This window comes from Gordonia sp. N1V (genome assembly GCF_029269935.1).
GTDB classification, from domain to species: Bacteria; Actinomycetota; Actinomycetes; order Mycobacteriales; family Mycobacteriaceae; genus Gordonia; species Gordonia polyisoprenivorans.
This window is the reverse complement of record NZ_JARJDD010000027.1, coordinates 37171-61150: the sequence shown is the minus strand read 5'-3', so window position 1 is coordinate 61150 and position 23980 is coordinate 37171. Positions and strand designations below refer to the sequence as shown.

22 protein-coding genes and 1 riboswitch are annotated in these 23980 nt (G+C 67.2%); of the genes, 12 read left to right on the top strand and 10 right to left on the bottom strand.

The window, feature by feature from the left end; all coding sequences use genetic code 11:
* Window positions 1-123 precede the first annotated feature (123 nt).
* From P3L18_RS24700 to P3L18_RS24690, 3 genes are all read left to right on the top strand, one after another.
* Window positions 124-645, top strand: a complete 522-nt coding sequence (locus tag P3L18_RS24700; RefSeq protein ID WP_006367544.1) for a glyoxalase superfamily protein — start codon at window positions 124-126, stop codon at window positions 643-645.
* A gap of 176 nt (window positions 646-821) precedes the next feature.
* Entirely contained in the window at window positions 822-1397 is a 576-nt protein-coding gene (gene def, locus P3L18_RS24695; RefSeq protein WP_079929234.1) for a peptide deformylase, read from the top strand.
* A 51-nt stretch (window positions 1398-1448) separates the two neighbouring features.
* Window positions 1449-4706: an error-prone DNA polymerase gene (locus P3L18_RS24690; RefSeq protein ID WP_276115549.1), complete on the top strand. Its 3258-nt coding sequence runs from the start codon at window positions 1449-1451 to the stop codon at window positions 4704-4706.
* A 41-nt stretch (window positions 4707-4747) separates the two neighbouring features.
* Here the strand turns inward: P3L18_RS24690 and P3L18_RS24685 are convergent, their stop codons facing one another.
* The 4 genes from P3L18_RS24685 to P3L18_RS24670 form a co-directional block, all read right to left on the bottom strand.
* Entirely contained in the window at window positions 4748-6283 is a 1536-nt protein-coding gene (locus P3L18_RS24685; protein ID WP_276115548.1) for a hypothetical protein, read from the bottom strand.
* A gap of 52 nt (window positions 6284-6335) precedes the next feature.
* Window positions 6336-6962, bottom strand: a complete 627-nt coding sequence (locus P3L18_RS24680; protein WP_276115547.1) for a signal peptidase I — start codon at window positions 6960-6962, stop codon at window positions 6336-6338.
* Window positions 6963-7023: 61 nt separating this feature from the next.
* Window positions 7024-8472, bottom strand: a complete 1449-nt coding sequence (locus P3L18_RS24675; RefSeq protein ID WP_276115546.1) for a cutinase family protein — start codon at window positions 8470-8472, stop codon at window positions 7024-7026.
* A 170-nt stretch (window positions 8473-8642) separates the two neighbouring features.
* The gene (locus P3L18_RS24670; RefSeq protein ID WP_276115545.1) at window positions 8643-9281 is read right to left on the bottom strand and encodes a SipW-dependent-type signal peptide-containing protein; all 639 of its coding nucleotides are present in this window, start codon (window positions 9279-9281) and stop codon (window positions 8643-8645) included.
* A gap of 412 nt (window positions 9282-9693) precedes the next feature.
* On the opposite strand from P3L18_RS24670, the gene P3L18_RS24665 reads away from it, so the two are divergent.
* Together P3L18_RS24665 and P3L18_RS24660 are read left to right on the top strand one after the other, a co-directional pair.
* On the top strand, window positions 9694-9921 hold the full coding sequence (locus P3L18_RS24665) for a DUF167 domain-containing protein (RefSeq protein ID WP_014359505.1): 228 nt from the start codon (window positions 9694-9696) through the stop codon (window positions 9919-9921).
* A 201-nt stretch (window positions 9922-10122) separates the two neighbouring features.
* Window positions 10123-10596: a hypothetical protein gene (locus P3L18_RS24660; protein WP_026920221.1), complete on the top strand. Its 474-nt coding sequence runs from the start codon at window positions 10123-10125 to the stop codon at window positions 10594-10596.
* 16 nt (window positions 10597-10612) lie between these two features.
* On the opposite strand, the gene P3L18_RS24655 is transcribed toward P3L18_RS24660, so the two are convergent.
* Together P3L18_RS24655 and P3L18_RS24650 are read right to left on the bottom strand one after the other, a co-directional pair.
* Window positions 10613-11077, bottom strand: a complete 465-nt coding sequence (locus P3L18_RS24655) for a tRNA (cytidine(34)-2'-O)-methyltransferase (protein WP_006367533.1) — start codon at window positions 11075-11077, stop codon at window positions 10613-10615.
* A 5-nt stretch (window positions 11078-11082) separates the two neighbouring features.
* A complete protein-coding gene (locus P3L18_RS24650) occupies window positions 11083-12084 on the bottom strand; it encodes a serine/threonine dehydratase (RefSeq protein ID WP_276115544.1) in 1002 nt (333 codons plus the stop codon).
* A gap of 62 nt (window positions 12085-12146) precedes the next feature.
* Between P3L18_RS24650 and P3L18_RS24645 the strand changes: the two genes are divergently transcribed.
* The 3 genes from P3L18_RS24645 (at window position 12147) to P3L18_RS24635 (ending at window position 15026) form a co-directional block, all read left to right on the top strand.
* Window positions 12147-13061 carry a bifunctional methylenetetrahydrofolate dehydrogenase/methenyltetrahydrofolate cyclohydrolase gene (locus tag P3L18_RS24645; RefSeq protein WP_276115543.1) on the top strand — a complete coding sequence of 305 codons (915 nt, stop codon included), beginning with the start codon at window positions 12147-12149 and terminating at the stop codon, window positions 13059-13061.
* Complete coding sequence (locus P3L18_RS24640; RefSeq protein WP_006367530.1) at window positions 13058-13381, top strand: DUF3017 domain-containing protein; 324 nt, start codon at window positions 13058-13060, stop codon at window positions 13379-13381. Before P3L18_RS24645 ends, P3L18_RS24640 begins: the two co-directional genes overlap by 4 nt.
* Window positions 13382-13466: 85 nt before the next feature.
* Window positions 13467-15026: an Hsp70 family protein gene (locus P3L18_RS24635; RefSeq protein WP_276115542.1), complete on the top strand. Its 1560-nt coding sequence runs from the start codon at window positions 13467-13469 to the stop codon at window positions 15024-15026.
* A gap of 63 nt (window positions 15027-15089) precedes the next feature.
* On the opposite strand, the gene P3L18_RS24630 is transcribed toward P3L18_RS24635, so the two are convergent.
* Together P3L18_RS24630 and P3L18_RS24625 are read right to left on the bottom strand one after the other, a co-directional pair.
* Entirely contained in the window at window positions 15090-16238 is a 1149-nt protein-coding gene (locus P3L18_RS24630) for a homoserine O-acetyltransferase (protein ID WP_014359510.1), read from the bottom strand.
* 24 nt (window positions 16239-16262) lie between these two features.
* Entirely contained in the window at window positions 16263-17597 is a 1335-nt protein-coding gene (locus P3L18_RS24625) for a bifunctional o-acetylhomoserine/o-acetylserine sulfhydrylase (protein ID WP_079929245.1), read from the bottom strand.
* Window positions 17598-17658: 61 nt separating this feature from the next.
* A riboswitch (SAM riboswitch) is annotated at window positions 17659-17779 on the bottom strand.
* A gap of 218 nt (window positions 17780-17997) precedes the next feature.
* Between P3L18_RS24625 and P3L18_RS24620 the strand changes: the two genes are divergently transcribed.
* Entirely contained in the window at window positions 17998-19755 is a 1758-nt protein-coding gene (locus P3L18_RS24620) for a PE-PPE domain-containing protein (protein WP_276115541.1), read from the top strand.
* A gap of 186 nt (window positions 19756-19941) precedes the next feature.
* Entirely contained in the window at window positions 19942-21177 is a 1236-nt protein-coding gene (locus tag P3L18_RS24615) for an MFS transporter (protein ID WP_238534916.1), read from the top strand.
* On the opposite strand, the gene bfr is transcribed toward P3L18_RS24615, so the two are convergent.
* Complete coding sequence (gene bfr / locus P3L18_RS24610; protein WP_079929248.1) at window positions 21135-21620, bottom strand: bacterioferritin; 486 nt, start codon at window positions 21618-21620, stop codon at window positions 21135-21137. The genes P3L18_RS24615 and bfr overlap by 43 nt on opposite strands.
* Window positions 21621-21717: 97 nt before the next feature.
* On the bottom strand, window positions 21718-21897 hold the full coding sequence (locus P3L18_RS24605; RefSeq protein ID WP_079929249.1) for a (2Fe-2S)-binding protein: 180 nt from the start codon (window positions 21895-21897) through the stop codon (window positions 21718-21720).
* 123 nt (window positions 21898-22020) lie between these two features.
* Between P3L18_RS24605 and P3L18_RS24600 the strand changes: the two genes are divergently transcribed.
* Together P3L18_RS24600 and trpS are read left to right on the top strand one after the other, a co-directional pair.
* A complete protein-coding gene (locus P3L18_RS24600) occupies window positions 22021-22869 on the top strand; it encodes an exodeoxyribonuclease III (RefSeq protein ID WP_276115540.1) in 849 nt (282 codons plus the stop codon).
* Between the two features lie 69 nt (window positions 22870-22938).
* On the top strand, window positions 22939-23979 hold the full coding sequence (gene trpS / locus P3L18_RS24595; protein WP_276115539.1) for a tryptophan--tRNA ligase: 1041 nt from the start codon (window positions 22939-22941) through the stop codon (window positions 23977-23979).
* The last annotated feature ends 1 nt before the right edge of the window (window position 23980 follow it).

Here is a 23980-nt window from a genome sequence, read left to right as displayed (position 1 = left end):
GCGAGTCTGGAGAGCGCTGTCGGCGTTGTCGATAGCGCTGTCGCGGTGGGTACGGTGATCGCAATGGAGAACCCGACCTTCGATCACTGACGTATCGACCACCGCCGCACCAGGAGTCGTCTCATGGACAACCATCTCAGCCCCAAGGCCATGGCCGTCACGTTGCGAGCACGCCTCGCGGAATCGGACGTGACGATCACTCATTCACGCGCGCTCGAAATCGTCGCGGCACAGTTGGGTTTCCGCGACTGGAACACGTGCGCAGCAGCGTCGGAGAATTGCTCCGATCCCATCACGGTTCCGATCGTGCGCACATTTCCCGGTGACGAGGCCGACCGCTTCTACCTCGACTTCCTCGGATTCGGTGTGGACTGGGAGCATCGCTTCGAACCGGGAATGCCCCTCTATCGCCAGGTATCCCGGCAGGGGTGCGTGCTGCACCTATCCGAGCACCACGGCGATGCCACACCCGGATGTGCGGTGCGCATCCGGGTGCGCGACGCCGCTGCTCTGCAGCGTCGGCTGCATGACAGCACGATCTACCCGTTGCGGATCGGACTCGTCCACGAGCCGGGGCGGGACGAGGTCCGAGTGCCCGATCCCTTCGGCAATCGACTGATCTTCTTCACGCCCACAGGGCAGTAGTCGTCTGCGTCGATGGCGTTCACCCGCGCCTCGAGAGCGCTCGGTAGAGCGCTGTCGCGGGTCTGGAGGGCGCTGTCGGCGTGGAGAAGGGCGCTGTCGCGAGTCGGGAGAGCGCTGTCGGCGGTGTGTGACGAGCCCGCCTGACGGCACGCTCATCGGCGGAGGAAACTGTGTGCATGCCCATCGCCGAATTGCTGAAGCTCGGAACCGTGCGCCCCATCGTCGCCTGGGGTGATCCGGTGTTGCATCGCGAGGCGCGCCCGGTGACCGACTTCGGCCCGGAATTGCAGACGTTGCTGGCCGACATGTTCGCCACCAACACCGCGGCGGCCGGTGCGGGCCTGGCCGCGGCCCAGATCGGGGTGGACCTCGCGGTTTTCATCTACGACTGCGGCGACGAGACCGGAACGCGACGGACCGGGGTTGTCTGCAATCCGCGCCTGGAACTGCCCGAGGGGCGCGACCGCCGCCTCGTCGACTACGACGAGGGGTGTCTGTCGTATGCCGGCGCGTACGCCACCCTGTCGCGTCCGTCGGTCGCCACCTGTCACGGTGAGGACCAGTTCGGCGAGCCGGTGACGATCACCGCCGGCGGGCTGTTGGGCCGGTGTCTGCAACACGAGACCGATCATCTGGCCGGCATGGTGTTCGGCGATCGGCTCACCGCCCGGGCGCGCAAGGGGCTGCGACGTATGCGAGATGAGGTCGCCGACCGTTACCCCGACGACTGGCCCGTCTCGCCGAAGAGTTGAGAGGATGAGGTAAGACCGACGCGAATCGAACGCATGTTCTATACTCGATGAGTGGGTTGGAACCATGGACCACCGACCTGGTCGGAGATGGAGCGAGTGCTCTCCGGCCGCTCGCGAGCCGGCGAGCGGCCCGGCGAGTTCTTCGGCCCCGGTGACGGCGGTGACTCCCCGGCATGGTCGCGTAAACGCGGACCCTATGTCGCGCCCGAGGTCGATCAGGAACCCTCGGGTGTGCCCTACGCCGAACTGCACGCGCACAGTGCCTACAGCTTTCTCGACGGGGCGTCGATGCCCGAGGAGATGGTCGCCGAGGCGCAGCGCCTCGATCTGAAGGCATTGTCGATCGCCGATCACGACGGTTTCTACGGCGTTGTCCGATTTGCCGAGGCCGCACGGGAATTCGGGATGCCGACGGTCTTCGGCGCCGAGTTGTCCCTGCAGCCCGATGTGGCGCGGACCGGTGTCAACGACCCACCGGGCGAGCACCTGCTCGTCCTGGCCCGAGACGGCGAGGGCTATCGTAGGCTCTCGCGGCTGATCGCCGACGCGCACATGACCGGTGGCGAGAAGGGGCTGCTGCGCTACGACCCCGACCGGCTGACCGACCACGGCGGTCACTGGCTCGTGCTCACCGGCTGCCGTAAGGGGTCGGTACGCCGAGCCCTCGAGCGGGGCGGACGTGCGACCGCGCAGAAAGCTCTCGGCGATCTCGTCGACCGTTACGGCCGCAACGGGGTGGCCGTCGAACTCACCGCCACCGGCCAGCCCGACGACGACGAACGCAACGCCGTATTGTCCTCTCTGGCCGGTCTGTTCGCGTTGCCGACGGTGGCCACCACCGGTGCGCATTTCGCCGGACCGCCCCAGCGACGTCTGGCGATGGCGATGGCCGCGGTTCGCGCCCGCACCGACATCGACACCATCGCCGGGTGGATGCCCGGGGTCGGCGGTGCGCATCTGCGCAGCGGTGACGAGATGGCGCGATTGCTGTCCGCGCATCCGGAGGCCATCGACAACGCGGTGCACATCGCCGGCGACTGTGCCTTCGAATTGGGTTTGATCGCACCGCAACTGCCACCCTTCGAGGTGCCCGACGGTCATACCGAGGCCACCTGGCTGCGTCACCTCACGATGACCCGGGCACTCCGGCGTTACGGCACGCCTGCGCAACATCCACAGGCCTATCGGCAGATCGAACACGAACTCGCGATCATCGAAACCCTCACGTTCCCCGGCTATTTCCTGGTCGTCGCCGACATCGTCGATTTCTGCAAGAGCGCCGACATCCTGTGTCAGGGGCGTGGTAGCGCTGCCAACTCCGCGGTCTGTTATGCGTTGGGTATCACCAATGTCGACCCGGTCGCCAACGAGTTGTTGTTCGAACGGTTCCTCGCTCCCGAGCGTGACGGCCCGCCCGACATCGACGTCGACATCGAGTCCGACCGTCGGGAAGAGGCCATCCAGTACGTCTATCGCCGGTACGGCCGTGACTACAGCGCACAGGTGGCCAACGTGATCACCTATCGCGGCAAGTCCGCGGTCCGTGACATGGCGCGCGCCCTGGGATACGCGCCGGGACAACAGGATGCGTGGGCCAAGATGCCCGACCACGCGCCCGCCGACGTCACGCGTCTGGCGGGTGAGATCGCCGGTATGCCCAGGCATCTGGGTATCCACTCGGGTGGGATGGTGATCTGTGATCGACCGATCGCCGACGTGTGCCCCACCGAGTGGGCCCGGATGGCCGATCGCAGTGTGCTGCAGTGGGACAAAGATGACTGTGCGGCAATCGGTCTGGTGAAATTCGATCTGCTGGGGCTGGGTATGCTCTCGGCGCTGCACTATGCGATCGACCTGGTTGCCGAGCACAAGGGCATCCACGTCGATCTGGCGCAGCTCGATCTCACCGAGGAAGCCGTCTACGACATGCTCTGCCGCGCCGACTCGGTGGGGGTGTTCCAGGTCGAGTCGCGCGCTCAGATGGCCACGTTGCCCCGTCTCAAACCGCGCTGTTTCTACGATCTCGTGGTCGAGGTGGCGCTGATCCGGCCCGGGCCCATTCAGGGCGGGTCGGTGCATCCCTACATCCGCCGCCGTAACGGCGACGAGCCGGTCACCGTCGAACACCCGTCGATGCTCGGGGCTCTCGAACGCACACTGGGGGTTCCGCTGTTTCAGGAGCAACTCATGCAACTCGCGGTGGACGTGGCAGGGTTCGACGCCTCCGAGGCCGATCAGCTGCGCCGGGCGATGGGCTCCAAGCGCTCGCCGGAGAAGATGCAACGGTTGCGTCAACGGTTCTACGAGGGCATGCGCAGCACCCACGGCATCACCGGGCAGGCTGCCGACCACATCTACGAGAAGATGGCGGCCTTCGCCAATTTCGGTTTCCCCGAGAGTCATTCGCAGAGTTTCGCGTCGCTGGTGTTCTATTCGTCGTGGTTCAAGCTGCATCATCCGGCGGCATTCTGCGCAGCATTGCTGCGTGCACAACCGATGGGGTTCTACTCACCGCAGTCCCTTGTCGCCGACGCCCGGCGGCACGGGGTGCGGGTACACCGGCCCGACATCAACCGCTCACTCGCCGAGGCGACGTTGGAGAACACGGGGCTCGAGGTGCGGCTCGGTCTGGCTGCGGTACGCGGGGTCGGCGAGGAGGTGGCCGAGCGTATCGTGCTCGCCCGCAACGCCGATGGTGATTTCACCGGGGTCACCGACCTGTCCCGGCGTGCCGCGTTGAGCACCCGTCAGCTCGAGGGACTCGCCGGTGCGGGCGCGTTCGACTGCTTCGGGCTGAGCCGACGCCAGGCCCTGTGGGAGGCCGGAGTCGCGTCGAGCGCCCGGGCCGAACACCTCGACCTGCATCAGACGGCGGCGACCCCGACCCTGCCGGGCCTGTCCGATGTCGAGTTGGCCGCGACCGATGCGTGGGCGACCGGGGTGACCCCGACGGCATACCCCACCCAGTACCTGCGTCCGCGGCTCGACGCACTCGGCGTGATCCCCGCCGACGGGCTGCTGTCGGTACCCGACGGGTCGCGGGTCCTGGTGGGCGGGGCGGTGACCCATCGCCAGCGCCCGGCCACCGCCTCCGGGGTGACCTTCATCAATCTCGAGGACGAGACCGGGATGGTCAACGTCGTCTGCTCGGTGGGCTTGTGGATTCGCCAGCGCGAGCTGGCGACCTCGGCGTCGGCATTGCTGGTGCGCGGCAAGGTGCAGAACGCCGAAGGGGCCGTCACCGTGGTCGCGGACCGATTGCAGCGCATGGACCTTCGAGTGGGGACGCGATCGCGGGACTGGCAGTGAGGCGCTACGGTGCCTGCCCCGGAAGCCAGTGCCGTCGGAGGTCAGCTGCCGGACTTGTCCGTGGTCCCTGGTCGTGCGGTGCCCACCGTTGATCCTGCCGTGTCGGTCGTCGGTGCACCACCGGTGCCCGGCGTCGTCGTCTCGGCTGCCCCGGCTTCGGGGGCACCCGGGTCGGGCGTGGTGACCTCGGGTTCGGTGACTTCGGGAGTGGTGCCTTCCGGCGTGACACTCTCGGGAGTGGTTCCCGGCGTGGTGATCTCGGGGGCGATCACCGTGCTCGGCAACGCGAACATCCATCCCGCGGTGCCGCTGGGCTGCCACACCGCCGAGCCGCCGCCGCGTCCGATCGTGAAGGCGAACCAGCCGGTGTAGGTGCTCTCGGGGTGCAGCGTGGCCGGAATCATTGTGCCCCGGTCGGTCTCGGCCGATCCGACAGCGATCCTCCGCCCGCTGACGAGGTGTGCGACATCGTCGGCGGACATCCGCGACAGTCGTGCACCACCGGTCTCGGCCGACGTGTCGACGCTCATCCGCACCGCGACGACGATCCCGTCGTCGCCGGCGGTCGAGACGACGTCATGCACTGTGGCGCGACCCAACTCGGTGCCGTCGGTGGCGATCAGGTCGAACGGGACACCGCGCTGCACCGTGGTCACGGTGTTGGGTCCGCTGGGCGATTCGGCAACGGAATCGCTTGGTGCCGAATCGGATTCCTCGGTGTTCTCGTCATCGACCGCGGCGTCGCCGGTGGCCTCTGCGGTGCTGGACTCCGCGTCCGCGCGGGTCTCCTCGGCGACGGAGCTCATCGGTGCGGCGAAGGTGTCGACATCGGGAAGGGCGGCTCCCAATCCGCATTCCGCGCGGACCAGTAGTGCATCGATGGTCCAGTAGTTGGTGCCGAACAGGTCGTATTCGCCGATCTGGAGCCGCAGCGCCGACAGCGCGGAATCCCCGGTCACGCTCGCGTAGCTGGTCAGCGTGCCCCGCAGGCGTGCGGCGGTGATCGGCGCAGTGAAGTCGGTGGAGGTGCCTGCGGCGGGGACCGCAACCGTCGTGCTGCCGATGGTCATCGTGCCGCCCGCCGGTGCGGTGACCGTGGGACCGCTGTCGGCGGTGCAGACCGCCGATGCGCTGATCGGCGCGGTCAGCTGAACCCGGCGACTCGACGACAGTGCGGTCGCGTAGATCTCGAAGCTGTTCATCGTCGCCGAGGCCGAGCCGGTCGCGTTTCCGGAGGCGGTGTAGCTCGCGGTCGACGTGCCGGCGCCCTCGGCTCTGGTGATCCCGAGCAGCCCGCTGGTGTCGATGACATCGGTGACGGTGGACGTACCGGGATTGTCGTGGGTGTGGGTGACGCGGGTGGCCTCGACGTTGTCGGTGGTGATGACGCGATCGATGGTGGCCCGACCGGTGAGCGAGCGTGCGTACCCCTCGGTGACGTCGGCCCGCGCGAACGTCGAGGTACCCCAGATCGCGGACTGCCAGGAGGCGAGTACCCCGGTGGTCTGGACGGCGAGCATGCCGGCGGCGATGGTTGCGATGGCGGCGAGGACGACGGCGATCTTGGTGCGTGTCATGGTGGTTTCCGGTGCGAGCAGGTGGATGGGTGGACGGTGGACGCGGGCGAGCTCACTCGCGGATGCGAGGCGAGCGTGGCCAGAACGCCCAGAGCACCAGCAGCGAGGCACAGATGGTGATCGTGCCGAGTACGTAGGGATTGGCCAGCCACACCACGCCCTTGGCGAGTCCTGGTGCGTGCCAGACGACTTCACGGACTTCGGCGACCCGGTACATGCCCGGATCCGGGTTGGGATTGGCGTCGCCCTTCATGGCGATCAACGCGTGGCCGTCGGCTTGGGGGTGGACCTCGGTCACCCGGTGGGTGACCGGACGTCCCGTCTCACGATCGACGGTGACGATGTCGCCGACGGAGATCTCCGACGCCGGTATCTGATGGACCCGGGCCAGCGATCCCTGCGGAATCGTCGGTGACATCGATCCGGTCTTGAACATGATCAGTGAGTAGTTGCCCACGAAGGCCCAGATGACCAGCACGATGCACACAAGGCCTGCGGCGGCGAGGACATTCATGATCGTGTTCTCGAGCACGCGCAGAATCGGTGATCGGGGCGGCGGGCCCGCCGGTGCGGGGTCGATGGGAGTCGCCGGGCCGGTGTCGTTGGTGGTGTGCACCGACCACGCGAGGATGGTGGGGGTGTGCCGTGACGACGCCGGGTGCGACATGGCGCGTGTCATTGTCTTTCTTTCTCGTGCTGTGGTTTTCGTGCGCGACCGACGTGGAGGGCCGATCGCTTGGTCAGATCTCGCCGATCCGGCTCGAGAGCCAGGTGCCGATCCAGTCGAGTGCCGTGGTCCCGTGGTCGTCGACGACGAAGGAGCGGTAGTCGACATGTGCGTCGGAGGCGGCGAAGTCGGCGGCGGTGACCGCGTCGGTGATGACCGCCGCCGGGTCGGCGATCGCGTGGGCGGCGATGACGCGTGCCAACGCGCTTGCGGCGTCGGTCAATTCGGTCGACACCAAGGGCGTACCGGACGGACCGGCACTGCGTCCGGTGACGAAATCATTCGCCAGGGAGCCGAGTTCACGTGTGATGTCGACGACGTCGCCTGCCGAGGTGACGACATCGGGGGTGGTGAGGACTGCGTCGGAGGGTGTGAGACGACCGAGGACGTACCAGCTGAGTTCCTGAATCCGGCCGACGACGTCGGCGGTGCGTTCGATGTCGACGCGATCCAGGATGCGGGCGAGTGCGGCTGCGGCCGTGATCATTCCGGTCTCATCCGGGATGACGGTGAGAACGTCGGCGACGGTGCCGTAATCGATGGCGGCGGCGAGCGTCACCAGCGGGCGCAATTGGTTGTTCAGGGTTCCCGAGATCTGGTGGGCGGCGCGCAGGTCGCCGGCGACGAGACTCTCGCGGAGCCGGTCGGCGTTGTCGGCGATTCCGGCCATGTCGAGCGAGGCCAGGGTGCTCATCGCGTCGGCGGTCCGGGTGAGAGCCGATTCGGTCTCCTCGGTGGTTGTCCCGAGAGCCGAACCGATCTGCCCGAGAACGGGATTGCGGTCCTTGTCGATGGAGCAGTACAGATCGTCGGGGTGGCAGATCGTGATCACCTTGCCCGCGAGCGCACCCATGCCCTGGGGACGGGGGTCGGCGATCCCGGTGCCCGTCGAGGTGGGGCCGACGGTCTGCTCCCCGTCGGTTCCGGACCGGGGGTCGGCCAGCAACGCCACTGCGCGGACGCGATCTGCGGTCACCGGACCGTCACCGTGACCGATGGCGGCGGCGAGATCGCCTGCGGCGTCGGCGCCTTGGCTGTATCCGGTGATGGTGTAGCTCGCGCCGGGATGTACTGCGGCGTGTTCGCGCAGAATCTGTGACGCGTTGGCGACCGCGGTGGATTTGCTTGTCGCGTAACTCTGCCCGTTGTCGAAGGCGCGAGCCATGTAGGGAAGGAAGTAGACGACCGCGCCGGCGCCGTGATCGGCGGCGATGCGGTTGGCGACCGGTTCGAGCATGCCGGTGGCCGAGGTGGGATCGGCGGCATCGTCGGTCTCCCAGGTCCCCGGGATGAACAGGTTGAAGGTGGCCGCTGTCGGTGTGCTCGCTGTTGCGGTCGTGGCGACCGGCGATGTCAGCGCGCCGAAGCCGAGAATGGCGGTGGCCGCGGCGATCGATATGGCCAACAGCGAACGCAGGTGGCGGCCGATCCGGATGGGTGTGTCAGGGGTACATGTTCTCATCGTGCTCTCCCGGGGGAGTGCGTGAGTGGTGACCACGATGGTGATTGCGGTCGAAAAAGTCTGTGATACAGCGGAAGTGATGGACGTCGCTGAGTTCTTGTGATGATGCGGGCAGGCGGGCCGGCGCGGTGGCCGGCCGCCTGCGTGAGGAGGGGACCAGCGGGATCCGCTCAGCTGTCGACGCTTTGGGCCGACATCTCCCAGGCCGCGTTGACGGTTTGGTCGAGTCCCGACGGATTGGTCCCGGACGGCAGGGTCACGGTGAACCCCAGCCATTTCTGGCCGTTCGCGTCGACCCGGACGGTCGACGAACTCTGTCCGGAGGTCATGGCGCTGTTACTCAGAATGGCCGAACCGCCGGTGCCGTCGTATGTGCCCGGATTAACAGCGCCCAGGTCGGCAATGCTGACGATGAGCTTCTGGCCAAGGGTGTTGGTGCTGTCGACCCTGGCGCCCTGGACGGTGACGTCGGCGGCCATGTTGCCCTCGGTCTCCTTGAGTCCGACCAGCGCATGGACGGAGTCGCCGGGCATCAATGCGCTGGGATCGATGGTTCCCAGAGTGAAGACCATGTTGCCCGCGTCGTCCTGTGTCAGGAATTCGTCCCAGTTCGCCCCGGCGTCGAAGCTGCCCTGAACGTTCCAGGAATTCTCGCCGGTGCCGAATTGCGAGTCGCCCCACACGGAATCGTTCCAGGCGGCGAGGGTGATCACCGCGCCTACGCCGAGGACCGAGCCCGCGGCGAGAAGGGCCTTCTTCTTGCGGCGCTTGGCGGTGGGGTCGGGGGTCTGGCTGTTGTTGATGGTCATCTTTCTATCCGATTGTCGCTGGTGGTAAGTGGCGGATTCGCCACTCATCACACAATAACAAGTTATGAGGACATATATTTCAATTCTGTCTACATTGCTCGATATTCGGCCGTCCGAACATATAACAATGGCCATGCGATATTGAAAAAGAGTGTTGCGCAACGCAATTGGAGGATATCGCGAGCATCCGAAAGTGAAGGGGGCCGTGCATGGGTTGCCAAGAAGACGCAACCCGTGCGATGTCTCCGGGCTCACTGGGCGACGATAGGTGACCCGGGGGACAGCGGGCTGTGGTGCGATCGGTCCGGACACCGGGCTGCGCTGATGCGGTGAGAGCGGCCGCATCGGGCATACGGCACAATCGTCACCGGGCCTGCGCCGCGGCGGGACGTGACGATTCGAGGGGTGGAGAATGCCACAGCAAGTGGTGGTGACGGTGAAGCCGAACAGTCGGAAGGGACCATTGGTGCAGACCGGTCCGGACGGCTCGATCACGATTTACGTGCGTGAGCCCGCCACCGAGGGCAAGGCCAACAAGGCGGTCGCCGAACTACTCGCCGCCCACCTGGGTGTGCCGAAGTCGAGGGTGAACCTCATCGGCGGCGCGACCTCACGCACCAAACGCTTCCGGGTCGCCTGAGGAGGGTTTCTCGGGTCTCCGCACGCGAGCAGCAGGAAGTGGCATCATCGGGTCATGTCACCTGACAGCTCCCCGTCGAACTCGGAATCTGCCGTGCGACAACAGGTTACGCAAACCGAAGAATTGCCCCATACCGGAGAATCCGGCTCGATACCGAGCGGGCCGGCGCAGCACGCGTACGGGCAGGCCGGTGACGCCGATCTGTCCGCGGCCCGACTGCCGTGGGTGCGCTTGCGACGGGCGTGGCGTGGGTCGCTCGAGCCCGGCGAACAATCCGCGGTGCTGTCGTGGGCGGCCTTCACCACGACCTTCGTCACCGCGCGCGGCATCACGCACTGGATTCGCGCCGGTCACGGCCCCGCCGGCGGTGGAATGAGTCTGGGTGGACACCACTTTCACCACTACAACATCGGAATCGGGTTACTCGGCGCCATCGGTGCCGTCGCGGTGCGCGGAGCCGAACGACACCGGCGCCACCCGGCGACCGCCATCGCCTACGGCACCGGCGTCGGACTCATCGTCGACGAACTGGCCCTGTTGCTCGATCTCGAGGACGTCTATTGGGCCAAGCAGGGCCGAACCAGCGTGGACGCCGCCGTCGCCATCATCGGAGCCGGTGGATTGGCCGTCGCCGGAATGGCCTTCTGGCCGGAGGCCCGAAAAGCGCTGCGCTGAGGAACGTGCGCAGGATTCACACCGCCCCGTCGAACCCCTGTTGTCGCCAGGCCTCGTACACCGCGATACTCGCCGCGTTCGCGAGATTGTGCGAGCGTCGGCCGGCGAGCATCGGTATGCGGATGCGGTCGGTGATCTCCGGCTCGTCGAGAACCTCCTCGGGCAGTCCCGTCGGCTCGGGGCCGAACAACAGGACGTCGCCGGGACGGTAGTCGACGTCGGTGTGATAGCGCTGCGCATGCGCGGTGAAGGCGAACACGCGCTGCGGCTTGAGCGTCGTCCATGCCGTGACCAGGTTGGGATGCACTGTCACCGTGGCCATTTCGTGGTAGTCCAGGCCGGCTCGTTTGACCTGGGCGTCCGACATCGAGAACCCCAGCGGCTCGATCAGATGGAGCTCGCATCCGGTGTTCGCGGCCAGCCGGATCGCGTTGCCGGTGTTGGGCGGGATGCACGGTTGGTAGAACATGATCCGGAACATGGCTGTCATTGTGCCGGGTGCAGGTCGTCGAGCCTGGTGTTGGCCCCGCACAGGACGATGCACAACGTGGAATCGGTCGCGGGTTCGACGGCGCCGGTGGTGACCGCAGCGACGGCGGTGGCCGTGCCGTGTTCGATGACGATCCGGAAGCGGTCCCACATCATCCGGCGGGCCGCGATGAGGTCGGCGTCGTCGACGACCACGGAGTCCACGGCCCGGTCAGCGATGGTCGCCCAGCAGATGCCGCCGACCCGACTCGCACCCAGCGAATCCGCCGCGATGCTGTCCAGCTCGACGGTGACGGGCTCTCCGGCCGCCCGGGCCTGATCCAGACACGAGGCGCCGATCGGTTCGGCGCCGATGAGGCGGTCACCGGGCCGCAACGTGGCAGCGAGTCCGGCGAGCAGACCGCCACCGCCGACACAGGCGACGGTCTGCAGTCTGTGGCCGGGGAGGTCCTGGGCCACCTCGAGGCCGATGGTCCCGGCGCCGGCCACGATCGTCGGCAGATCGTAGGCGTGCAACAGCAGTGCGCCGGAGTCGGCGGCCAGCGCGGCGGCGGCGTCGGCGGACTCCTGATAACGAGTGCCGATGAGCCGCACCGTCGCACCGAGTGAACGCAGCGCCGAGATCTTGACCGCCGGAGCGGTCTCGGGGACCACCACGGTCGCCGGAACGCCGACGAGTCGGGCAGCCCAGGCCGCACCGAGCGCGGCGTTGCCGCCGGAGGCCACGAGAACCCCGGCCTCGGGCAGGGCATCGTGGGCGACGGCGTCGAGCACCGCATTGAGACTGCCGCGCACCTTGAAGCAGCCACCGAGCTGCGTGTACTCCAGCTTGAACACCACATCGACCGGTCCGCCGACCGTGTCGAGCGTGGTCTCGAGCAGGGGAGTGCGCCGCAGGCGGCCCGCGAGTCGTGCACGCGCCGCCATCACGTCGGCAGCGGTGACGGCGACGGGGGTTCCGGCGCGATCGGCGTCCCGATCGGGCGCTGCAGGCGACATGAGCGCAGGCTACCGGCCCGGCCGGGCGATCGGTCGCACAGCGGAATGGAACAATGGTCGGCGTGAGCGCGATACGACTGGACGGCAAGGCCACCCGCGACGAGATCTTCACCGACCTCGCCGCACGAGTGGAGAAGTTGCGCAGTGCGGGAGTCACCCCAGGACTCGGGACCATCCTGGTCGGCGACGACCCCGGCTCGCAGTCCTACGTCAAGGGCAAGCACGCCGATTGTGCGCGGATCGGGGTGTCGTCGATCCGCAAGGATCTGCCCGCAGACACGACGACCGAGGACCTCAATGCGGCCATCGACGAACTCAACGCCGATCCCGCCTGTACCGGGTACATCGTGCAGCTCCCATTGCCGAAACATCTCGACGAGAACGCTGCGCTCGAGCGTATCGACCCGGCCAAGGACGCCGATGGCCTCCATCCGATCAACCTCGGCCGACTCGTGCTGGGCAAGGAATCGACCCTGCCGTGTACGCCGCGGGGGGTCATCCACCTGCTACGGCGCTACGGCATCGACATCGCGGGTGCGCGGGTGACCGTCATCGGCCGCGGCGTCACCATCGGCAGGCCCATCGGCCTGCTGCTGACGCGGCGCAGCGAGAACGCCACCGTGACCCTGTGCCACACCGGTACGCGCGACCTCGCCGCCGAGGTGGTCCGCGCAGACATCGTCATCGCCGCGGCAGGGGTGCCGCACCTGGTGACCGCCGACATGGTCAAGCCGGGTGCCGCCGTGATCGATGTCGGCGTCAGCCGGACCGAGGACGGCCTGCGCGGCGACGTCGCGCCCGACGTCTGGGATGTGGCCGGACACGTCTCGCCCAACCCGGGCGGGGTCGGGCCGCTCACGCGCGCCTTCTTGCTGGTGAACGTCGTCGAACGGGCCGAGGCTCAGCTCGCGGCGCTCACCGCAGGCGACTCCGTGCGGAACGCCGCGGGCGACGCCGTCGGGACCCGTTCGCGATGACCGGCGGCGCCCCCCAACGGGTGGAGCGGTTGCGCCACGTCCGACGGGTGCGCGCCTACGCGGTACAGATTCCCTACCTGCTGGTGCTGCTCGGCGTCGTGGCCGCCGCGGCACTCGTGTTGTTCGATCGATGGCGTCGCGGAGCGTTCGTGTTCGGATCGGCGTTGTTGTTCGGCGCACTCCTGCGCGCGCTGATCCCCACCTCGCGGGCCGGGTTGCTGCAGGTCAGGGGTAAATTCTTCGATGTCGCGGCAATGGCGTCGGCAGGTGCGCTGATCCTCTGGCTGGCGACGTCGATCGACCCTTTGGGCACAGATTGATTACACTGGTGACCTAAGCGTGACATTCGGGGTACGGACCCGACGCACAAACTCCGCCGAGCGGAGCGATTGTTAGCAACACTAAGTGGGGATTGACATCAGTTCGACGTTCGAGATCAACGACCAGGCAAGACCGGGCGACACCACGTCGCTGGGCGTCTCCGTCGGTGAGGGAATGATCCATTACGTCCTGCTCACGCACGACGAGGCAGGTCGCACCGCACTCGAGGCGCGCGTCTTCGACGTCGATCCCACCGACGGACTCGATTCGGTGGGACGCGTGAACGCGGGCATCGACCTGATGCTCGACGCCGCCCGCGCCGCCGAACTACGCGTCGGCCCGATCGGGGTGGCGGCGCGGACCGCCACCCAGCGCCGTCGTCTGCGCTCGGGAGGGTCGGGTACCCGCCGTCAGATCCACCTCGGCTCCGATGAAGAAGCGGTCGCCGAATTCCTGACCCGAACCGGACAGATCGGACGATTCTCGTCGGTGGTCGTCGCCGATTGCGGCGACACCGGCGTGTCGCTCTACACCGTGGATCCGGCCGCAGGCCGGGTCGGGTCGATCGAGAGGTCGACGGTGCTCAGTGGACGCCGGATCGACGAGGCACTCGCCGACCACATCGCTGCGGAGGTGGACGGCGCCGACGCCGGCACCCGCACCAAGCGCCAGCGGGCCAAGCTGGTCAGCGCCTGCCGCACAGCGAAGGAAGAGGTCGCCGACCCCACGTCCGCCTCGGGTGCATCGACCGCGGGGCTGGGCTCATCGGCAGGATTGGCCGGGGTGTCGTTGACCTCGGCGACCGTCGAGCGGGTCGCCGGCCCGATGGTCGACGAGGCGCGCGAGGTGTTCGCCCGCTACCTCGCCGATCTCCGGTTGCGCGGTGACGCCCCCGACGCCGCGGTGCTGGTCGGTGGGTTGGCGAATCTCCCCGTCACCCGACGAATCGTGCCCGATGCCGGACTCGAACTCCTCACCCCGGCGTCGCCGGAATTGGCCGCGGCCACCGGTGCGGCGATGCTCGCCGGCAAGTCGGGAACCAACCGACTGGCCTTCATCGGCGGTCGCCGCGCGCGTAGCTGGTCGGCGGTACCGGTGGCGATCGTGGCCGGGATCATCGGTGCGATCGTGATGGCGGCGGTCGCCGTCGGCGCCACCGTGACCGACGACGCCGACCCGCTGCCTTCGCCGACGCGCACCGCCGATGCGCACACCATTGACACCACCCGGGATTCGGGATTCACGACGACGTCACATCACCAGACGACGTCGGTGGTGACCTCGGTCGCGGTGTCTTCGCCGACCTCGCCGGACGGGCACGAGCAACTCCCGAGTTGGGCGACGACCGAACTGCCGCTCACGACGTCGACGACCACCCTGACGCTGGTGCCCAACACCACCACGCCGTCGGCGACCACCCCGTCGACCACCACCCCGACCGGCCCGACACTGACCCCGTATCCGACGCTGCCGATCCCGTCCGGTCTGATCCCGTCCGGTCTGATCCCCAGCATCGTGCCGCCGCAGACGACCGCGCCGGGATTCGCTCCGGAAATGCGGCCCTCACAGCCGTCGTCGAGTACCGCGCAGGCGCCGAGTGCGGGGAATCCGGCGGAGACGACCACCACCACACCCGCCCGCTGAGACGAGCCCGCCCACGACGCCTGCAGGCGCGTGGGCGGGTCGGTCTGTGTCGGTGTGAGTGCGTCAGCGGCGAGCGAGATCCACAGTGCGCTTGAGGAGATCGGCGATCGCGTCGAACTCGGTGAGGAACCCGTCGTGGCCCTTGTCGGAGCGGACCACCTGGAGCCCGCCGACGCAATTGCCGAGGCCCTCGGCGATCTCGGCTTGTAACCGCAACGGATACAAGCGATCCGAATCGATGCCGGCGACGATGGTGGGGACGGTGCACGAGGCGAGGGCGGCGGCGATCCCGCCCCGGTTGCGGCCGACGTCGTGGTGGTTCAGCACGTCGGAGAGCACCACGTAGCTGCCCGGATCGAAGCGCTCGATCAGCTTGTCGGCCTGGTGCTCGAGATAACTCTGAATCGCATAGCGACCGCCGAGAAGCGGATTCTCTTGCGCCTGAGGCGTATTGGCGAACCGCTCGTCGAGCTCACCCTCGAATCGGTAGGTGAGGTGGGCGATGCGCCGGGCGATCCCGAGGCCGGCGATCGGGGACCGTCCGGTGCCGTGGTAGTCGCCGCCCTGCCAGTCGGGATCGGAGGTGATGGCCGCGATCTGGGTGGTCTGCGTGCCGATCTGATCGGCGGTGGCACGCGCGCCGACCGCCAGCACCAGTGCGCTGCGGACCCGATCGGGGTACTCGATCGCCCACTCCAGCGCACGCGCGCCACCCATCGAGCCGCCGAGTACCGCGCCGATTCCCTTGATGCCGAGGGCATCGAGCAGGGCTGCCTCGGCACGCACCTGATCGAGCACGGTGATGTCGGGGAAGCGTGAACCCCAAGGCCGCCCTTGCGAATCCGGCGACGACGGGCCCGTCGACCCACGGCAGCCGCCGAGGACGTTGGCGGAGATGACACACCATTCGTCGGTGTCGATGGCCGCTCCCGGCCCGATCAGACCATCCCACCACCCGGGGGAGGGATGCTCGTCGGTGGGAGCGCCGGTGACGTGCGAGTCACCGGTCAGGGCGTGCAGGGTCAGGATCACGTTGTCCCGTGCAGGCGACAACGCCCCCCAGCGCTGGAACGCCAGGGTGACGTCGTCGAGTTGCTGCCCGTTGTCGAGAGACAACGACCCCAGACGCATTCGGACCATCTGCCCGTCGGGAACTCGTTCCCACTCGGGCTGATGCGTCGTGGTCGCCTGGGGGTCGATGCTCACCGACACGGGTGTTGTGCTCCTGTCCTCGAACTACTTGGCCGCCGCGAAACCCTGGTCGAGGTCGGCGATGATGTCGTCGATGCCCTCGATACCGACGGCCAGGCGCACCAGGCCGGGGGTCACGCCGGCAGCGAGCTGCTCCTCGGGGGTCAGCTGGCTGTGGGTGGTCGACGCGGGGTGGATGACCAGCGACCGCACGTCACCGATGTTGGCGACGTGGCTGTGCAGCGTCAACGCCTCGACGAAGCGCTTCCCGGCGTCGACGCCACCGGCGATCTCGAAGCCGATGATCGCGCCCTGCCCCTTGGGCGCGAGCTTCTGACCACGGGCATACCAGGGCGAGGACTGCAGACCGGCGTAGGCCACCGACTCGACCTGAGCGTGATCGGCGAGGTAGGCCGCGACCCGCTGCGCATTGGCGACGTGGCGCTCGACGCGCAGGCTCAGGGTTTCCAGTCCCTGGGCGAGCAAGAAGGCGTTGAACGGCGAGATCGCCGCGCCGGTGTCACGCAGCAACTGCACGCGCGCCTTGAGCGCGTAGGCCGGCGCACCGAGGTCGGCGAACACCGCACCGTGGTAGCTGGGATCGGGGGTGGTGAAGCCGGGGAACAGATCCTGACCATCACGCTGCACCCGCCAATCGAAGGTGCCGCCGTCGACGATGATGCCGCCGATCGCGGTGCCGTGCCCGCCGATGTACTTGGTCGCCGAATGGACGACGATGTCGGCGCCATGGGCCAGCGGGTTCAGCAGGTACGGGGTGGCGACGGTGTTGTCGACGATCAGCGGCACGCCGTTGCGATGGGCGACCTCGGAGATGCCCTCGATGTCGAGGATCTCGTTGTTGGGGTTGGAGATCGACTCGCCGTAGAACGCGCGGGTGTTGTCGCGGACCGCGGCCTGCCACGAATCGAGATCCTCGGGATCCTCGACGAAGCTCACCTCGATGCCGAGCTTGGGCAGCGTGTAGTGGAAGAGGTTGTAGGTCCCGCCGTACAGACGCGGGCTCGACACGACGTGTCCGCCGTTCTCCACGATGTTGAGGATGGCGTAGGTCTCGGCGGCCTGACCGGACGCGACCAGCAGTGCTGCGACACCGCCCTCGAGTGCGGCGACCCGCTGCTCGACGGCGTCCTGGGTGGGGTTCATGATGCGGGTGTAGATGTTGCCCGGCTCGGCGAGGCCGAAGAGGTTGGCCGCGTGGGTGGTGTCGTTGAAGACGTACGACGTGGTCTGGTAGATCGGCAGTGCACGAGCGTTCGTGGCGGCGTCGGCCGACTGGCCCACATGGATCTGCTTGGTCTCGAAACTCCAGTTGTCGGCTGGGTTCTGGGCATCCGTACCGTCGTTGGCTACGTCAGACATGAAAATAGATCACTTTCTGCGGTCGGCAGGGTGTGGTGACCCTGATGGGGTCCGACCTTCGGACCCGCGCTTGCCGGGGATGCTCGTCGCGATCCCACAACCCGGTCATCACCCGGAGCACCCCACCGCGGTTGGAGGGTTGCCGATCAGCGAGCCGGGGCTTGACGCTGATACTCATGACCTGGCGTCAAGGATATAACACGGTCGTCGTCGGCTGAGAACCCTCCTGCTCAGCCTGGTTTGCGTGCTGGACAGAAACGGTCCGTGCGGTTCGGGCGCGGCGGTAGGTGTCGCCCGGACGGACGAATCGCCGTCCTGATCTCGACCGATCCGCCGGAATCGGCCGCCCCGTCTGCCTACTCTTGCCACATCACGGTTCCCTCGCCCAAGGACGTGTCCGATGCGGCTCTCACCTTCCTTCGCCTCGCTCCGCGGCAGCATCTCGACCGGAGTGGTCGGGGCCGCGAGTGTGGCGCTCATCGCGGCCGCATTCTGGGGTCACGGGGTCGCGTCGGCGGAAACGGCGGCGGCGTGCAGTCAACCCGGTCGGGTGTTCATCGTCGGCGGTACGTGGAATTCCGACGGCTCCTATCTCGTGGGGATCGAACAGCGCTACACCGGGCACGGCGCCAACTGGGAGGAGCTGCCGAACAGTCCGTACTCCGGCGCGGGCGCCTACGAGATCGAGCAGGTCCCGTACTCCGCGACCATCTGGCCACTCGGGTCTGTCGGATACAACGCCAGCGAGGCCGAAGGGTCGGCCAACCTGGAGCAGGCCGTCGCCGCGTACCAGCAGCAGTGCGGTGCCGACAAGAAGATCGTCATCGCCGGCTATTCGCAGGGAGCGCGGGTGGCCGGCGACGTCCTCACCGACATCGGCGCGAATCGGCCGGTGACCATGGACGACGGCTCCACCTACGTCATCTCCACCACCGATTCCGACGGTGCACGCACGGTGTCGGGAGAGCTCTACTCCGATCCGCGGATGTCGGCGACGCTGTGGGGACAGGGGATCGAGGCGACCCTGGTCGGGATCATCCCCGGTCTGACCATGTCCGGAACCAGAGCAGTCACCGACTACGGGGGCCTGCCGGTGACCACCTACTGCATCGCGGGCGATCCGATCTGCGATCTCCCCGATCCGTTCCATGACCCGATCGGCGACCTCGACGCGCTCCTTGGCTACTGGGTCAAACATGGTCAGTATCCGTTTCACATGTATCAATTCCCGGGTACCGGCACGACCTGGGACATGAACGGCGCGAACGAGCCCATGACATGTACGCAGAGCGGAGCGTTGCAGACCTGCACGATCGCCTCGCCCTCGTCGATGGCCATCCTCACCCAGAACCTCGTCGACGCCGTGGGCCTGCACTGGTCGGTCCCGGACCTCGTGGCCTACCGGTTCCGCCTACCCGACATCATCGGGATCACCCTCGCCGACTTTCAGCCGCCGATCCGGTGGGTCATGGACTGGTTTCCGCCGTTGCCGCAATTGGGCTACGGCGCGTACCTGCCGGATCTGTACGCCTTCGAGAACACCATCACCGGCGTGCTCACCTGGAACGGCGAGCTCTTCGAGCAGGGAGCCCAGGCGTTGCTCGCCAGCGGCAAGAGCATCGTCGCGCTGCCGCTCAATTTCGTGAGGTACTGGGTGGCGCGCGTCGTCGAGGGGATCACGACGGTGCCGAGGGGTTCGACGGGTGCGGGTGCGTCGGTGCTGTCGACCCCGACACATGTCGCGGTGCCGCTGGTTGCGTCCCAGCAGAGCGCAGTCGACGGTGAGACGGGCGCTGTGGGCGATGAGGCGGGCGCTGTGGGCGATGAGGCGGGCGCAGTCAGCGGGACCGGGGGCGCTGTCGGTGAGGGCGGGGGCGCTGTCGGCGCAAGGCGGGCACCGGAGTCGAGCACGTCACCTGCGCCGAGCACCTCACCTGCTCCTAGTGCGTCACCTGCTCCTAGCACGTCACCTGCGCCGAGCACGTCACCGGAGTCGAGTTCGAGGTCCGAGTCGGGCGCGACGCCGTCGCCGTCGGCAACGTCGTCGCAGGAGAGTTCCGCGCCGTCACCAGGTGATGCCGGAAGCGGTTCCGCGCCCGATCAAATTACGGTGCCGACCCCGTCGTCGGTGAAGGAATCCGCTGCCGCCACACCGTGACGGGCGTCTCGATTCCGGTCCGACAAACCCGTGTGAACGAACTCACCCGCGTCGGCGGGAATCCGCGGCGGACGCGCCGTGGTTACGCCTCCCGTGTCGAAATCAGCCCATCCCACCTCCGCCGTGACCGCCGACGCGACGCCCGCGACCGGCGCGGCGCCGTCGGTGGCGTCCGATGATCTCGGTATTGCGTTGTCCGACAATGTTTCTCGTCGCCAGACGTCGCTACGCTGGGCGATCCTGGCGCTCGCGCTCGGCGGTTTCGGTATCGGGACCACCGAGTTCGTCGCGATGGGTCTGTTGCCCAATATCGCCGGCGCCCTCGATGTCAGCGAGCCCACCGCCGGGACGGTGATCTCGGCGTACGCGCTCGGCGTCGTGGTCGGTGCGCCACTCATCGCCGCCCTGACCGCCCGGATGTCGCGGCGCACCTTGCTGATCGGCCTGATGGTCGCCTTCACCGTCGGCAACGTCGCGACGGTGCTCGCGCCGTCCTTCGGCCTGCTGGTCGCGGCGCGGTTCGTGGCCGGTCTGCCGCACGGCGCGTATTTCGGGGTCGCCGCTCTGGTGGCAGCGCATCTCGCGGGTCCGGGCAGGCGCGCCAAGGCGATCGGGCAGGTCATGCTCGGCCTGGCGGTGGCCAACGTCGCAGGCGTGCCCATGGCTGCCTGGCTCGGTGAGCATTTCGGTTGGCGCAGTGCGTTTCTGGTGGTTGTCGTCGTCGGCGTGGCGACCGTCGCCGCCCTGATCCGCAGCCTGCCGTCGTTGCGTGACATGCGCGTCACCAACCCGGTCACCGAACTCGGTGCCCTGCGCCGCTCGCAGGTGTGGTTCACCCTGTTCATCGGAATCGTGGGTTTCGGGGGGATGTTCGCGTTCTACACCTACCTGAACACCACGTTGACCACACTCGGTGGCCTGCCGGTGGGGCTGGTCCCGCTCGCGCTGATGCTGTTCGGGCTGGGCATGGTCGTCGGCAACATCATCGGGGGGATCGCCGCCGACCGCAGCGTGTCGCGCTCGATCCTGGTGGGACTCGTTGGGCTCGCCGCGGTCTTGCTCTGCTTTGCCCTCTTCGTTCAGATCACTTGGGCTGCACTGGCGTTGACCTTCTTGGTGGGTGTCGCCGGCACCTCGATGGTGCCCGCGTTGCAGACCCGTTTGATGGATGTCGCCGAGGACGCCCAGACGCTGGCGGCGGCGCTGAACCATTCGGCCCTCAACATCGCCAATGCCGCCGGCGCATGGCTCGGCGGCATCGTGATCGCGGCAGGTCACGGCTATCGCGCACCATCGGTGCTCGGGGCCGCGCTGGCCGTGGCGGGAGTCGTGGTCCTGGGCGTCGCCCTGGCGGCGGCGCGCCGGACCCGACGACCCGATCAGCCCACGTCGGGTGGCGTGGCGACCGTCTTGGACATGTAGAGCTGCTCGCCGAGGCGATCCATCAGCTCGAGCTGGGTCTCGAGGTAATCGATGTGGTGCTCTTCGTCCTTGAGGATCTCCTCGAAGAGCTTCGCCGAGGTGATGTCACCCTTGTCGCGGCACATCGCGATTCCCGGCTTGAGACGCTCGACGACCTCGATCTCGATGGCCAGGTCGCATTCGAATTGCTCACGCAGGGTCTGGCCGATGCGCAACGGGAGGATCTGCTGATAGTTGGGCAGGCCCTCGAGGAACAGGATCCGGTCGGTGAGGATCTCCGCGTGGGTCATCTCCTCGATGGATTCGGCGCGCGTCTTGGAGGCCACCTCGGTCAGCCCCCAGTTGTCCTGCATCTTGGAGTGCAGAAAGTACTGATTGATCGCCGTCAATTCGCTGGTCAGCTGCTCATTGAGCAGGGCGATGACCTCGTCATCTCCACGCATGCCACAACTCCGTTCGGTCCAGGGACTGGTTCTTCGAACGTTAGCACGAGCAATCGCCCCACACGCCCAATTCGCGGTGGGGTAGAACTCGGGTGGGTCAGGCTGCGGTGGTGACGGACGTCCTTTCGCTCACGATCTGCTGTAGCCGATCGAGGCAGGTGCCACATCCCTCGCCGGCGCCACAGCGGTCGCTGATCGCGTCGACGGTTCGAGCGCCCGCGGTGCAGTGCTCATGGACCTCGTCCTCGGTCACCGCGCGGCAGATACAAACGAACATGGAACTCACCTCATCTGGCTGTTAGGTGAGGATTACATAAAGTGCGGCGTCGGCACAAGGGTTGCCTTACCTTTGGAACCACTCCAGATAACGTGTCGGTGGCCGCACGTAGGGTGGGGCACCGTGACCACGTCGATCACCACCATCAACGTCAACGGCATCCGCGCCGCCACCAAGCAGCGTTCGGAGATCAACCCCGGCTTCCTGAGCTGGCTCGATGCGTCGGGCACCGACATCGTCCTGATGCAGGAGATCCGGGCCGACACCGAGCAGACAGAAGCTGCACTGGGTCCTGCTCTCGACGCCGGCTGGCACCTGTCGATGACCGAGTCGGTCGTCAAGGGCCATGCCGGGGTCGGAGTGCTGAGCCGGTCCGCCCCGAAAGCGGTGCGTGTCGGATTCGGCAGCGAGGAATTCGACGCGACCGGTCGCTACCTCGAGGCCGACTTCGACATCCCGGAACTCGGGGCGCTGACCGCGGCCAGCCTGTATCTGCCGAAGGGCGCAGCAGAACCGACACCGTCGGCCACCGAGAAGGAGACCGCCAAGTTCGCCGAGAAGAAGCGCTTCCTTGACGAGTTCGGTGAGTATCTCGCCGGCGCGGCGCGGCGCCGTCGGCATGTTGTCGTGGGTGGGGATTGGAACATCGCGCCCGCCGAGCTCGACATCAAGAATTGGAAGGGCAATCTGAAGAATCCCGGCTTCCTGCCCCACGAGCGGGAGTGGGTGGGTGCGCGCCTCGAGTCGGGCTGGACCGACGTCGTACGCGACTTGCACCCCGCTGTCGACGGCCCCTACAGCTGGTGGTCGTGGCGGGGCAAGGCATTCGACAACGACTCCGGCTGGCGCATCGACTACCAGCTCGCCAACCGTTCATTGAGCCGACGGGCGGTGAAGGCCTTCGTCGATCGCGCCGACTCCTACGATCGCCGGTGGTCCGATCACGCCCCGGTCACCGTGATATACGACTGATCTCCGGCGTCTGATCGCACCGTCGGGCTCCCGCGGTAAACCGCTCGACCCGTCTGAAAGAATCGACCCATGAGTGACGTCTCCGGGTCGGTGTCTGCGCCGCGTCAACGTGTGTTGTCGGGTATCCAGCCCACCAGCGATTCCTTTCACCTCGGCAATTATCTCGGTGCCGTGCGTCAGTGGGTGGCCCTGCAGGACGACTTCGACGCGTTCTACTTCATCCCCGACATGCACGCCCTCACCGCGGAATTCGATCCCGCGACATTGGCGCACCGCACCCGGGTGTCGGTGGCGCAGTTGCTCGCCGTCGGCGTCGACCCGACCCGGGCGACCGTCTATGTGCAGTCACACATCCCCGAGATCGCGCAACTGACCTGGGTTCTGCAGTGCATCACCGGATTCGGCGAGGCCAACCGGATGACGCAGTTCAAGGACAAGAGTGCCAAACAGGGCGCCGACGCCGCCGGGGTCGGACTGTTCACCTATCCGATCCTGATGGCCGCGGACATCCTCGCCTTCGACGTCGACCTCGTCCCGGTCGGTGAGGACCAGCGCCAGCACCTCGAGCTGACCCGAGACCTCGCCCAGCGCTTCAACAAACGCTTCGGCGGCGTCCTGCGGGTGCCACGTGCGCACATCGTCTCCGAATTCGCGAAGATCTATGACCTGCAGAACCCGACGGCCAAGATGAGCAAGTCCGCCGAGACCGACAAGGGTCTGATCAATCTGCTCGACGACCCGAAGCGTTCGGCCAAGAAGATTCGCTCCGCGGTCACCGACACCGGCTCGCAGATCTCCTTCGATCCCACCGACAAACCGGGCGTGAGTAACCTGCTCACGATCCAGTCGGCGTTGTCCGGGGTGGGCATCGACGATCTCGTCGCCAAGTACGAGGGCAAGGGGTACGGCGATCTCAAGGTGGACACCGCCGAGATCCTCACCGAATTCGTGACACCCCTGCGCGGTCGCGTCTCCGAATACCTCGACGACCCCGCCGAACTCGATGCCATCCTGGCCTCGGGCGCGGCCAGGGCCCGTGAGATCGCATCCGCCACGCTGAAGTCGGTATACGACAAAGTCGGGTTCCTGGCACCTACGGTAGGGGCGTGAG